Raw genomic sequence first — 12,838 nt, 5'->3', positions numbered from 1 at the left:
CACGCGCAAAGCTCATTGCGCATACTGCAACGCATGCTCCGGGAGTGCTCAGTGAATCTCGTCCACCAGCACATCCAACGACCAGGCCTGCCCCGCCCGCCCCGGCGCCTCCGCCTCCACCTCGTACCCCAGCCCGCGCAACGCCTCCACCAGCTCCGCCGGCGTCCCGGGCGCGGCCGACGCGCTCAACAGGCTCCGCACGATCCGCCCCTTCGTCGCCTTGTTGAAGTGGCTGACGACCTTCCGGGTCGGCGCGTGCAGCACCCGTACGGTCGCCGTCCGCCCCGCGACCTCGCCCTTCGGCTTCCACGCCGCCGCATACGCCGAGGACCGCAGATCCAGCACCAGCCCGCTCCCCGCGACCTCGGGCAGCGCGGCCGCCATCGGCGCCCGCCAGTGCGCGCCCAGCGCCCCGAGCCCGGGCAGCCGTACCCCCATCGAGCAGCGGTAGGACGGGATGCGGTCCGTCACGCGCACGGCGCCCCACAGCCCGGAGAACACCAGCAGCGAGCGCGCGGCCCGCTTCTTCGCGGCCGGTTCGAGCGAGGCCAGGTCGAGGGCGTCGTAGAGGACACCCGTGTAGATCTCCCCGGCGGGCCGCGCGCCGGCGGTCCGCAGGTCGACGTTCTTGGCGATCTCGCCCCTGAGCCCCTCGCTCAGGCCGAGCACCTCGCGTGCCTTGTCCTCGTCGGCCGCGCACAGGTCGACGAGTTCGTCGAGGACGGCCGCGCGGGCGTCGGCGAGTCCCGGCAGCGACAGGGACTCCGGCTTGAGCGGGGCACCGCGGCCGGCGGAGGCCTTGCCTTCGGAGGGCGGCAGCAGGACGAGCACGGTGGGTTTCTCCTTACGGTGGGTGCTGCGCCAGCGTAAAGGGTGCGGGCGGGCGGATTGTGCCTACGCTCGTGTCATGCCCAGCCGCCGCATCCGGGTGACCGGCACCCCCGAAGCCCCGCTCCGCGCCGCCCTCGCGGCCCTGCGCACCGAACTCGGCGTCCCCGAGAGCTTCCCGCCGGAGGTACTGGCCGAGGCGGAAGCGGCCGCGAAGGCCCCGATCCCGCCCGCCGAGGACGCGACCGACATCCCCTTCTTCACCATCGACCCGCCCACGTCCATGGATCTCGACCAGGCGATGCACCTGTCCCGTAGGGGGACCGGTTTCCGGGTCCGCTACGCCATCGCCGACGTCGCCGCCTTCGTGGTCCCCGGCGGTGCGCTGGACGCGGAGGCCCACCGCCGCGTGACCACCCTCTACTTCCCCGACGAGAAGACCCCGCTGCACCCGCCCCTGCTGAGCGAGGGCGCCGCGAGCCTGCTGCCGGACGTGACCCGGCCGGCGGTGCTGTGGACGATCGACCTGGACGCGGACGGCCGTACGTCCGCCGTGGACGTCCGCCGCGCCCTCGTCCGCAGCCGGGCCAAACTCGACTACGCGACCGCGCAGCGGCGGATCGACGAGGGCACGGCCGAGGAGCCGCTCGCGCTGCTCAAGGACATCGGCGAGGCGCGCGAACGGCTGGAGGTCGAGCGCGGCGGCATCTCCCTCAACGTGCCCGAGCAGGAGATCGTCGAGCGCGGGAACACCTACGAACTCGCCTACCGCGCCCCGCTCCCCGCCGACGGCTGGAACGCCCAGATCTCCCTCCTCACCGGCATGGCCGCCGCCGACCTGATGCTCACGCACGGCACGGGCGTCCTGCGCACCCTGCCCACCGCCCCGGACGGCGCCGTCGGCCGCCTCCACCACACCGCGCACGCCCTGCACATCGACTGGCCGCACCACATGTCCTACGCCGAACTCATCCGCTCCCTGGACCCGCGCCGCCCGCACCACGCGGCCTTCCTCCAGGAGTGCACGACCCTGCTGCGCGGCGCGGGCTACACGGTCTTCCGGGACGGCGACCTCCCGCCCGTCACCACGCACGCGGCGGTAGCCGCCCCTTACACCCACTGCACAGCGCCCCTACGACGGCTGGTCGACCGCTACGCCTCCGAGCTCTGCCTCGCTCCCGGCGCCCCGCCCGCCTGGGTGCTGGCCGGCCTCGACGCCCTCCCCGAACAGATGGCCGACGGCACCCGGCTCGCGGGCACCGTCGAGCGCGAGTGCGTCGACATCGTCGAGGCCGCGTTGCTGAAGGACCGCGTCGGCGACCTCTTCGACGGCTATGTGGTGGACGTCGAGGAACACCAACCCACCGTGGGAAAGGTCCAGTTGGACACCCCGGCCGTCGTCGCCCGCCTCGAAGGCGGCACCACCCCGCTGCCGTTGGGTGAGCGGCTGCGCGTCCGGCTCACCCAGGCGGACCCGGGAACGTCGAAGGTACGGTTCGCACCCGCCTGATTGCTTCTGTGAGTGTTTCTACGACGTGGTCGGCGTCGTCGGCGTGGAAGTGGACGGTGTGGACCTCCCGTTGCCGGCCGAGCAGCGTGAAGTGGGTGACCGGCTCGGCGAGTTGGAGGGTGACGGAGGTGCGGAAGCCGACGGGGAGGTCGAGTTCGCCGTCGGCCCGGCGCCGGGCCACCCGCAACTCGCCCTCGGCGGAGGCGATGTGACCCAGCGGGACGGTCACGTCGGCGCGGGTGGCCCGCCGGAGCCGTAGCGCGTGCGGGTCCAGCAGGTGCGGGCGGGCGACGGAGGACGCGTGCAGGGCGGCGACGGACGCGACCGCGAACAGGCCCAGAATCGGCACCAGTTCGTGGAGCACCGGCCAGTCCCGCAGCAGCACCGACATGGTGAGCGTCTCCAGCACACACGCGAGCGCCGACCCGGCCACCAGGGCCCGTCGCGCCCGCGCATACCCGAACACCCGCCCGCCGCCTGCCCAGTTGGTCCTCATGGGGTCAGTGCAGATGCTGACGCCGCGGCAGTGTCAAGTGCCAAGCGGCGCGCCGAACCACAGCCGCAGCGCCTCCGCCGGGTCGTCCTCGGTGCCGTCCACGTCGGCCGCCCATGCCGTGATCCCGTCGGGGCGCACCAACAGCCCGGCCAGTTCCGGGTGTTGGGGGCAGGTGGTGGTCAGGACGTCCACCAGACCCTCGTAACCCGCCGCGCGCGCCCGGAGTTTGGGGTCGTCGGTGAGGTCGAGGAGGAGCGCGCGGCCGGTGTGGAGGTGGTCGCCGAGGCGGGTGCCGTCGGCGAGTTCGAGGTCGGGGGCACTGCGGCCGGTCAGGGGGTGGTCGCCGGGGAGGTCGTAGTGCTGCCAGGCGCCGGAGATCCGCTGGACGAAGTACGTCGTGCCGTCGACCGTCCCCGCGAGGTCGCTGATCACCCCGCGCAGGGCACGGGCGTGCGCGTCGGGCCGCATCACCGCGATCTGCGCGCGGGTCCAGTCCAGTACCCAGGCGCCGATCGGATGCCGTTCCGCCGTGTAGGTGTCGAGCAGTCCGGCGGGCGCCCGGCCGCTCACCACCAGGGCGAGCTTCCAGCCGAGGTTCATCGCGTCCCCGACCCCGAGGTTGAGCCCCTGTCCGCCGAACGGCGAGTGGACGTGCGCCGCGTCGCCCGCGAGCAGCACCCGGCCCGAGCGATAGGTCTCCGCCTGGCGGCAGTTGTCGGTGAACCGGGTCGCCGTGTGCAGTTGGTGCACGGTGGCGTCGACTCCGGTCACGCGGCGCACACTGGCCTGCAACTCCTCGGTGGTGACCGGGGATTGACGGTCGGCGGGCGGCCCGTCGAACTCGATGGAGACCATCCGTCCCGGCATCGGGCCGTAGGTGTACATCCCCGTGCCGGTGGCGTTCCAGCCCTTGCTCAGACCCTCGGTGCCGGTCAGGTCGGCGATCGCCTGGTAGCCGGTGATCTCCGGTGCGGTGCCCGGGAACTGGATCCCGGCGAGCTTGCGGACGAGGCTGCGGCCGCCGTCGCAGCCGACCAGCCAGCCTGCGCGAACGGTCTGCGGCGCGGAGCCGTCCGTGGGAGTGAGAGGCGCGAGGTGGACGGTCACCCCGTCCTCGTCGGTGTCGAAGCCGGTCAATTCGACCTGCCTGCGCACCTCGACGCCGAGTTCGCCGGCGCGCCGGCCGAGCAGCCGCTCCAACGGGGCCTGCGGGACGAACCGGCCGACCTCGCCGGGCGGACCGACCTCCGCGAAGGCGGGGTCCGACGCGTCGAGCAGATCGGCGCGCAGGGTGATCCCGGCGAAGTGCCCGGCGGACTTCGGCGGCGGGGCGGCACCGTCACCGCCGCTCTGCGTCCGCAGGAACTCCTTCATGCCGTTCGCCGTCTCGACCTGCACCTCGGTCAGCGCGGGCAGCAGCCCCCGCCGGTACAGGGAGACGGCGGTGAGGGTGTTGATCCCGCCCGCCTTGATCGTCTCGTCCACCTCGGCCAGCCGCTCCGCGACCAGCACCCGCACCCCGCCGAGCCGCAGCTCACAGGCGAGCAGCAGGCCGATGGGACCGGCGCCGGCGATGACGACGTCGTAGTCGGTGTCAGTTTTCATAGGCAGGATTGTAGTCACTAAAAAATTATGTTGGCTACACTGTTCTCGTGAGTGAGAACGAGAACGCGGCCGAGCTGCCGCTGAGGGAGCGCAAGAAGCGGGCGACGCGGCAACGGATCTCGAACGTCGCCTCGGCGCTGTTCCGGGAGCGCGGCTTCGACCAGGTGTCGGTGGCGGAGGTGGCGCGGGCCGCCGAGGTGTCGACGATGACCGTCTTCAACTACTTCCCGCGCAAGGAGGACCTGTTCCTCGACCGCATCCCGGAGGCCGTCGAGGTGTTCAGCGGGGCCGTACGCCACCGCGCCCCCGGCGAGACCCCGCTCGCCGCGCTCCGCCGCCTCGCCCTCGAACTCCTCGACCAGCGCCACCCGTTGGCCGGCCCCGACCGCGGATTCCCGGACTTCTGGGAGGTCGTGGCCGACTCGCCCGCCCTGCGCGCCCGGGGCCGCGAGGCGCTGGAGGAGATCGAGAACGCCCTGACCACCGCCCTCACCGAGACCGCCCCGGACACTCCCGACCCCGCCCTGACCGCGGCCCTGACCGTCGCCGCGTACCGCACGGTCTACGTCGCGACCGCGCGCCGCGTGTTCGCGGGGGAGCCGGCGGAAAGCCTGGTGGACGACCACCGGGCACGGGTGTGCGCGGCCTTCGACGCGTTGGAACGGGCGCTCACCCCGGCATGACACACGGCCCCGGCGCGTTGCACCCTGGGGAGGAGAGGGGGTGCGGCCGGTGAGCGCACGTGAGCAGGCGCTGTGGACGAGGGCGAGACTGGGCCGCTGCGGCCCACCCCTCGACCTCCTGACCGCCCGTTTCGACCGGCACGTCTTCGCCCCGCACGAGCACGCCGAGTTCTCGATCGGCGTCTGCGTCGGCGGCTCGGAACTCATCGACTACCGCGGCGGACGCCTCCGGCTGGGCCCGGGCTCCATCGTCGTCCTCGCGCCCGACGAAATGCACACGGGCGGCCCCGGCACCACCACCGAGGGCTACGCCTACCGCGCCCTCTACGCGGACCCGGCACTGCTGACGGACGGCATCCTCGGCACCGGCCTCCCGCACTTCCGCGAACCCCTCCTCGATGACGCGGAACTCGCCGTGGCCCTGCGCGCGGCGCACACCCAACTCAGCGTCTGCCCGGACCCGTTGGAGGCGGAGTCCCGCCTCCCGTGGCTCCTCACGGCCCTGGCCCGCCGCCACTCCACGTCCGGCCCGGCACCGGACCTGACCGTGGGCGCGGCCTGGGTGGCACACGCCGTACGGGACCGCCTGGCCGACGAGCTGCTGACCCCGCCGTCGCTCTCGTCCCTGGCCGCGGACTTCGGCCTGTCCCGCTACCAGCTCCTGAGGGCCTTCCGTACGACGATGGGGATCCCGCCGTACGCCTGGCTCGCCCAGCACCGGGTGACGAGGGCCCGCGGCCTGCTGGAGGCGGGCGGGCGGCCCGCCGAGGTCGCGGCGCAGGTGGGCTTCGCGGACCAGGCGCATCTGACGCGGTGGTTCCGGCGGGTGCTGGGGGTGACGCCGGCGGCGTACCGCAACAGCGTTCAAGACGATCGGCGTTGACCGGTCCGACACTCGCCGTATGACTGCACGCGGCTGGTTCCTGTTCTCCCTGATGGGAGTGGTGTGGGGCATCCCCTACCTGATGATCAAGGTGGCGGTGGACGCCCCGCTGTCCCCGTCCATGGTCGTCTTCACACGCTGCGCCCTGGGCGCCGTACTGCTCCTGCCCTTCGCCCTGCGACAAGGCGGCCTGACCCGCACGGTCCGCACGCACTGGCGCCCGATGCTGGCCTTCGCGTGCATAGAGATCATCGTCCCGTGGTTCACGCTGACGGACGCCGAGCGCCACCTGTCCAGCTCTACGGCCGGGCTGCTGATCGCGGGCGTACCGATCGTCGGCGTGCTGATGGCGCGCTTCTTCGGCGACACGGAGCGGCTGGGCACCCGGCGGCTGGCGGGCCTGGGGCTGGGCCTGGCCGGGGTCACGGTCCTCACGGTCCCGCATCTGACGGGCGGCGACGCGCGCTCGCTGGCGGAGGTGCTGCTGACGGTGCTGGGATACGCGACGGCGCCGCTGATAGCGGCCCGCTACCTGAAGGACGTCCCGACACTCCAACTGACGGCCCCGTGCCTGGCGCTGGCGGCGCTCGTCTACGCCCCGGCGGCAGCTCTGACCTGGCCGTCCACGGTCCCCTCGCCCCAGGTCCTGGCCTCCCTCGCCGGCCTGGGCGTGATCTGCACGGCGGTGGCATTCGTGGCCTTCCTGGAACTGATCAAGGAGGTCGGCCCGACCCGTTCGACGGTGATCACGTACGTCAACCCGGCGGTGGCGGTGGCGGCGGGCGCGCTGTTCCTGGGGGAGAGCCTCACGGTGGGCATCGCGGTGGCCTTCACGCTGATCCTGGCGGGGTCGGTGCTGGCGACTGCGGCGGGCGGTCCGAAGGACGGTGCCCGCCCGGTAGCATGGTCGACACGGCAGACGAGCCGGGCGGACGGCCGCGTGGAGTGCCCCTAGGGGGACTTCCCGAGGAACGTCCGGGCTCCACAGGGCAGGGTGATGGCTAACGGCCACCCGGGGTGACCCGCGGGACAGTGCCACAGAAAACAGACCGCCGGAGATTTCGGTCTCCGGTAAGGGTGAAACGGTGGTGTAAGAGACCACCAGTGCCCAGGGTGACCTGGGCAGCTAGGTAAACCCCACCCGGAGCAAGGTCAAAAGGAGCGCCGCCGTAAAAAGCGCGCTCTGCGCGGACGCTCGAGGGCTGCCCGCCCGAGTCCGCGGGTAGACCGCACGAGGCCGGTGGCAACACCGGTCCTAGATGGATGGCCGTCGCCGGGAGGATCGTGAGGTCCTCCCGGACACAGAACCCGGCGTACGGCCCGGCTCGTCTGTCGGTGGGGCTCTGACCTGGCCTTATGGGCTGGTCGGGGCCCTTTTCTGTGTCCGGGGGCTTCCCGCTTCCAGTTGCGAGTTCCCGGGAGTTCCCGTGGAAAAGTGTGCACGCGTTGCGCACGAGGGCGGTTCGACGGCCCTTCGGCCGATGCAGCCGCATCTCGTCCCGGTGAAGCAGGGAAGCGGGAAGTGCTCAGGTTCCCTGTTCTGTGGAGAAGCGCTTTGGCTCCGACAGCACCGCACTCGCACCCTCGAAGTCGGCGAGTCTCGCTGACAGCGTGGCCACGGCCAGTCGCTGTGGGAGCGCCGCCGAGAACTTGAGCCCGCGCACTGCTCGTTGGTCAACGTCCGGGAGGACAAGTGTCGGTCCGTCCTGTGCGGCGTCGAGCGCGATGCGCCACATGTTCGGGCTCAGATCCTCGCGCAGCCGCAGGTAGCAGTCGGTCGGACGTTGAACCGGATCGGCGATCGACGACAGTGTTGCGCCCAACGTGGCATTGGCGCGGTAACCCGCCCATGTCCACCAGCGAACATCGTTTCCATGCCGGGCCACCAACGTCCCACCGGGATGGACTAGTTGGGGAGCCTCTTTCTCGCGCCACTCTTGGAGGCAGACCTCGGCTCGTCGTGTCAGAGAGACTTCCGGGTCGATGCCCAGGAGGACATCCCGCATCGCGCGTGTAAGCGCATACGAAAGCCCAACGAGGGTGCCTCCCGACCACTTGGCAACCCCGCCGTTCTCGACCGGCTCCACGAAGACCCGCTTCCGTCCCCAGTCGATGAACGTCACCTGCCAACTGCGGCCGGCCAACAGCAGGCGTCGTGGGCCAGGGCGTTCCTCAGTGAGCACCGACGGATCCATGCGTCCGATCTCAGTGCGTCCGGACAGGACGTTGAACTGCGGTGGTGCGGTGAAGGAAGCGGTCAGCTCGATGAAGTGCCGTCGCCCGAAACGGTGTTCGGCCTCAGGGCCGATGAACAGCATGCCCCCGTCGTTGTCGAGGAAGCCCTCTTCCGTCAGATGACGCAGGATGGGAGCGGCCGAACGGTCAAAGGGCGCCAGGCCGTTCCACTGCTCGGGCCACAGATGGTCGCCCAGCTTGTGCTCCTGGAGTGTGACGGCGAGCAACTGCTGGGCCACGAGGTGGCGTGGCTCGGGTGGCGGGACGACCGGTTCGACCCAGCCACGACCCCACAGGAGCAACAGCCCGGCAGCCTGCAGCAGGGTGTCTTTGTGTGTGGTCAGGAACAGACAGTTGCGGGTGCTTCCCGAGCGACGCCCCGTCCGGCCGACGCGCTGGAGAAAGGAGGCGACGGTCCCGGGCGAATCGATCTGGACGACCCGGTCCAGGTCGCCGACGTCGATGCCCAGTTCCAGGGTGGAGGTGGCGACGATGACGCAGTCTCGTGCTTCGGCGAAGGCCTGTTCTGACCTTGCACGTTCGTCGGCAGAGAGCGAAGCGTGCGACAGGAAGACAGTGACGTCGCGCGCTCGGAGCGCGGCACCCAGTTCCTCGACCTGCCGTCGGGAGTCGCAGAACACCAGGCGCTTCTCGCCCTTGTGCAGGGCAGAGAGAACCTTGGCCGCGTTGGAGAGGGAGCCCACGTAGTCGAGTTCGATGTCTCCTGGAGGCGGCCCGGTCACGCCGTTCACAGGGCCCTGGCTGGACAAGGGGCTTGTGATGCCCGGGGCGACGACCCGGCCCGGGCGTCGGCCGGCGCCCGACCCCTGCAGCCAGGTGAGCAGTTCCTGTGGGTTCCCGACCGTGGCGGACAGCCCGATCCGCTGAATCGGGCGCCCTGCAACTAGCTGCAGGCGCTCAAGCACCGCCAGCAGATGCCAGCCTCGGTCGTCGCCGGCGAATGCGTGGACCTCGTCGACGACGACTGCTCGGATCCCGCCCAGCAGGTGCGCGTGGTCGGTTTTCACCCCGATCAGCATCGCCTCCAGCGACTCGGGCGTCGTCAGGAGGATGTCGGGTCTATCCGTACGGATGCGCTGGCGCTGGGACTCCTTCGTGTCCCCGTGCCACAGGGCCGCGCTGCGTCCGAGCCACTGCGCGTATCCGTCGACGCGGGTCACCAGGTTGTTGAGGAGCGCCTTGAGCGGGCAGAGGTAGAGGACCGACGTACCGGTCCAGCCCTGGGCGGACATGACCGAAAGGACCGGCAGGCAGGCGGCCTCGGTCTTGCCGCCGGCCGTGGGCGCGAGCAGTACGGCGTCCTCACCGTCCATCACCGGATCGATCGAGGCCCGTTGCAGGGGCCGCAGGTCCGGCCAGCCCAGCGTGTTGACCACGTGATGCAGGATGACGGGGTCGAGCCGATCGACAGGGTCCGCGGCCTGTGTCATCACAACTCCAGGTCGATGTCGTCGGCCGCCGACGATGCGGCCAAGTTCCGCTCGACGTCGGTGAGTTCACTGCTGCCCACCGTGAGCCGGTAGTGCTGTCGTGGGTCGAAGTCCGGGAACTGGTCGATACGGTCGAGGACGTCGCCGACCAGTTTTTTGAGGAAGAGCCGGGGTGCGACGCCGACTTTGCCGCCGAGGGCTCCGCCCACCGCGCGGGCGAGATCGGAGATGTAGGCGTCGTCCGCCAGCGTTTTGATCCGGTCGGGGGCGTCCGCCCCGGACGCGTAGAGATCGCGGATGGTCACCCCGAGGCCGGTCAGAGACTCCAGGGTGAAGCCCGACAGGCGCAACTGGACTGCGCGGGGGTTGTCGAAGCGGGGATCGGTCGTGAAGTCCGTGGCGATCCGCTGGGCGAGCGGCGGGAGCCGCTGCACGCCCTGCTGGCCTTCGTAGAAGGCGGGCGTGCCGGTGATGACCAGATACAGGCCGGGGAACCGCCCGGAGTGGACTTCGTCGATCAGTTGCCGCAGCGAGTTGAGCGCCTTGTCGCGGGCGTCCGACCGCACTCTCTGCAGGGTCTCCACCTCGTCCAGTACGACGAACAGCCCCCGGTGGCCGGAGTCCCGCAGAACGGTGAGCAGCCCTTGCAGGAAGCCCAGTGCACCGAAGTGGTCCAGGTCGCCGCGCACTCCTGCGGACCGGCGGGCCGCCGCCGCCACGTGGGGCTGCCCGCCGAGCCAGGCGAGGACGGCCGCCGCCGTCGACTCGTCGCCCTCGGCGAGCGCGGACCGGTATCCGCGCAGCGCGGCAGCGAAGGACGGGGCGTGCCGGGACACCTCGGTCAGTCGGGCGGCCAGCAACTCCTCCACCGCGCCACCCAGATCGTCCTCGTCCGCTCCCGCGGCGAGAGCATCCTCCTCCAGGGCGTAGAACCAGGCGTCCACCACGGGACGGAGCGCGCTCGGCGGGAAGCTCGGGGTGGACAGCCGCTCGGTGAGGCGCCGGTAGACGGTCTCCAGCTTGTGCAGCGGGGTCTCCGTCTCCGAGATCTGGATCTCGGAGACAGCGAAGTTGCGTTGCTTGGCACGCTCGCCGAGCCAGCGGGTGAAGAACGTCTTGCCGGAACCGTACTCACCCCGAACGGCCTTGAAGACCGAGGCACCGGAGGCGACCGCGTCGAGTTCCGCGTCCAGCGCGGACTCGAAACGGTCGAGGCCGGTGGCCAGGAGATCCAGGCCGCTCTCGGGCACCGCACCGCGCCGGAGTGCGTCGAGAGCGGTGCGCCGCCGGGCGGCGGAGACGGGAGAAGGGCGGGGGCCGGTCACCCGCTCATTGTCCCATCCGCGCCGCCCGGCGGACCGTGCTCCGGGATCACCTGCGGCGGAGGCTGCCGTATCCGAGGTTGGCCGTCAGGTAGGTGACGAACTCGCTGCTCTTCGCGGTCTTGTCCGGCCCCGATCGGCTCTCGCGCTGGAATGCGTCGAATTGCTCCTGGAGCGACGTCCACAGCGATTCGAGGCGCGTGGATGTCGGGAAGACATCCTCCCGGGCGGCGTTGTTCAGGGTCTCCGGCTTGCTGAACACACGGCCCACGAGGTCTACGGCACCGAGCATGGCGAGATGGAAGCGGAGGTTGGTGTGCAGGGAACGGACGGCGGGATCCGATACCGACTGCAGATACTCATCGACTTGGCGTTGCACTCTGGCCAGCCACAGGTAGACAGGGAGTTCCGTCTTGTCGGAGAAGACGCGGCGATAGTCCGAGTCCGATTTGAGCAGGCTCGAGGGGCGGGCGCGCGCGTAGTCGGGCTGTCCCAGGGCCATGGCCATCACTGACTGTGCGAGCAGCGGGATGCTGACGATACGGTTGGTCGACTTGCCCTGGTTTCGGTAGAAGTTCTTGCGCCGGTCGTAGAACCAGTCGTGCTCGAGGAAGTACGACTCGATCTGCCGCTGGATGTCGTCCGTGGCCCGGAGCGAGGCGACCGGCACGCTGGTCTGCCGGTTGGTGGCACGGATGACGGAGTCACGAGCCGCTTGGTCCACGGTGACGAGAATGCGCACCTGCACCAGCCGGTCGAAGACGGCGTCGGTGGGATCGGTGGCGTAGAGGTCGTGGAGCGTTTCGTGGAGCGTGTACGACGTCTGGAGACCGTTGACGATCTGCACGTCGGAGAGGCTGAGTCGTTTCCCGACCGAGGTCGCCTGCGAGCACACGATGGTGATGCCGTTGTTGAGCCACCAGAATTCGGGTGCTTCCGGGTTCTGGAGAGACGCTGTGATCTCCCGGTTCACCTCGACGTTTCCCTGGTAGTCACGGACGTTCCAGTCGAAGATGTGGGACTTGATCGCCCCGGTCTCGTCGCTGAGGAAGTCGATGTACTCGCCCAGGGAGACGAGGGCGATATGGCTCGTCCCGTGCGTGATGCTCTCCCGGTAGGGGAGCTCCAGGGTGTACGAGGGGAGGGTGCTGGCCCGCTTCCAGAGTTCCGCGGGGCCCAGGAACTCGACCTCGCCGGTGGAGACGGCGAAGGCGTTGGAGAACTGCGCCTCCAGGATCTTGGCCTTCGCCTGGACCTTGGGATGCACCTCGCTCGCATCGCCGCGCGTCACGTACGAGAACTTGATCAGGACGGTCGGATGACGGCTGAGGAGTCGCAGCAGCGCTGTCCTGAACAATCTGAAGCGGGCGAGCAGGTCTTCCGTGTAGAGGATCCCGACGGTGGCCTCGTCGACCTCCATGTCCAGGAGGTTCGTGCAGGTAGACGCCACCTTGTCCAGGGCCACTTCGGAAAAGCCGGGGCTCGTCTTGGCCTGGACGAGCCAGAGCGTCAGCTGGGTCCCCTGCTCCACGTTCGAGACGGCGGAGGTCTGCTGAAGGATCTCGCTGTCCTCGTGCAGGAGTCGACCACCGAGGAAGACGTACACCCCGTCGATGCCGCCATCGTTCGCCCCACCGATAACACCGGCTTCGATCTCCTCTTCCGAGAGACCGAAGCCGTGCAGGGCGTGTTCGCTCGCGAACCTCTCGAAGGCCGCGTCGAACGAGAGAGGGACGGCGCGGGCGTTGCGACGCTCCTCGATCATCTGGTTGATCAACACACGGTCGTTGGCGCTCATGGCTCCCGGCTCATCGGTGGGCGGCAG

9 protein-coding genes, 1 other RNA gene and 1 pseudogene are annotated in these 12,838 nt (G+C 70.2%); 5 read left to right on the top strand and 6 right to left on the bottom strand.

Translation table 11 applies throughout. The features are described 5' to 3' along the window. Positions 1–48: 48 nt before the first annotated feature. Positions 49–831, bottom strand: coding sequence for a peroxide stress protein YaaA (yaaA, locus tag OG223_RS16480; protein ID WP_329248564.1), 783 nt, complete (start codon positions 829–831; stop codon positions 49–51). A gap of 76 nt (positions 832–907) precedes the next feature. Here yaaA and OG223_RS16475 point away from each other — a divergent pair, with 76 nt between their 5' ends. Beyond that, positions 908–2,338: an RNB domain-containing ribonuclease gene (locus OG223_RS16475; protein ID WP_329248561.1), complete on the top strand. Its 1,431-nt coding sequence runs from the start codon at positions 908–910 to the stop codon at positions 2,336–2,338. Here the strand turns inward: OG223_RS16475 and OG223_RS16470 are convergent. Next, positions 2,289–2,834: a hypothetical protein gene (locus tag OG223_RS16470; RefSeq protein ID WP_329248558.1), complete on the bottom strand. Its 546-nt coding sequence runs from the start codon at positions 2,832–2,834 to the stop codon at positions 2,289–2,291. The two genes, OG223_RS16475 and OG223_RS16470, sit on opposite strands and share 50 nt — an antisense overlap. 33 nt (positions 2,835–2,867) lie before the next feature. Then, on the bottom strand, positions 2,868–4,439 hold the full coding sequence (locus OG223_RS16465; protein WP_329248555.1) for an FAD-dependent monooxygenase: 1,572 nt from the start codon (positions 4,437–4,439) through the stop codon (positions 2,868–2,870). Between the two features lie 47 nt (positions 4,440–4,486). On the opposite strand from OG223_RS16465, the gene OG223_RS16460 reads away from it, so the two are divergent. The 4 genes and pseudogenes from OG223_RS16460 to rnpB all read left to right on the top strand — a co-directional run bounded on the left by OG223_RS16460 (position 4,487) and on the right by rnpB (position 7,337). After that, a complete protein-coding gene (locus tag OG223_RS16460; RefSeq protein ID WP_329248553.1) occupies positions 4,487–5,122 on the top strand; it encodes a TetR/AcrR family transcriptional regulator in 636 nt (211 codons plus the stop codon). Positions 5,123–5,171: 49 nt separating this feature from the next. Then, positions 5,172–6,005 carry a helix-turn-helix transcriptional regulator gene (locus OG223_RS16455; protein WP_329248550.1) on the top strand — a complete coding sequence of 278 codons (834 nt, stop codon included), beginning with the start codon at positions 5,172–5,174 and terminating at the stop codon, positions 6,003–6,005. 19 nt (positions 6,006–6,024) lie between these two features. Then, a pseudogene (locus tag OG223_RS53950) lies at positions 6,025–6,807 on the top strand (DMT family transporter); the annotation flags it as partial. 118 nt (positions 6,808–6,925) lie between these two features. Next, positions 6,926–7,337, top strand: an RNA gene (gene rnpB / locus OG223_RS16445) — RNase P RNA component class A. 194 nt (positions 7,338–7,531) lie between these two features. On the opposite strand, the gene OG223_RS16440 is transcribed toward rnpB, so the two are convergent. From OG223_RS16440 to OG223_RS16430, 3 genes are read right to left on the bottom strand one after another with little or no spacing between them, the layout of a single operon-like run. Continuing rightward, a complete protein-coding gene (locus OG223_RS16440; protein WP_329248545.1) occupies positions 7,532–9,691 on the bottom strand; it encodes a DEAD/DEAH box helicase in 2,160 nt (719 codons plus the stop codon). Continuing rightward, complete coding sequence (brxD, locus tag OG223_RS16435) at positions 9,691–11,016, bottom strand: BREX system ATP-binding protein BrxD (protein ID WP_329248542.1); 1,326 nt, start codon at positions 11,014–11,016, stop codon at positions 9,691–9,693. The genes OG223_RS16440 and brxD overlap by 1 nt, the downstream gene beginning before the upstream one ends. Positions 11,017–11,062: 46 nt before the next feature. After that, positions 11,063–12,811 (bottom strand): AIPR family protein, encoded by a 1,749-nt coding sequence (locus OG223_RS16430; RefSeq protein WP_329248540.1) that lies wholly within the window; start codon positions 12,809–12,811, stop codon positions 11,063–11,065. Positions 12,812–12,838 lie beyond the last annotated feature (27 nt).

This window comes from Streptomyces sp. NBC_01478, assembly GCF_036227225.1.
Taxonomy (GTDB): domain Bacteria; phylum Actinomycetota; class Actinomycetes; order Streptomycetales; family Streptomycetaceae; genus Streptomyces.
Note: the sequence above shows the minus strand (reverse complement) of the source record. Positions and strands in the feature narration are given on the sequence as shown.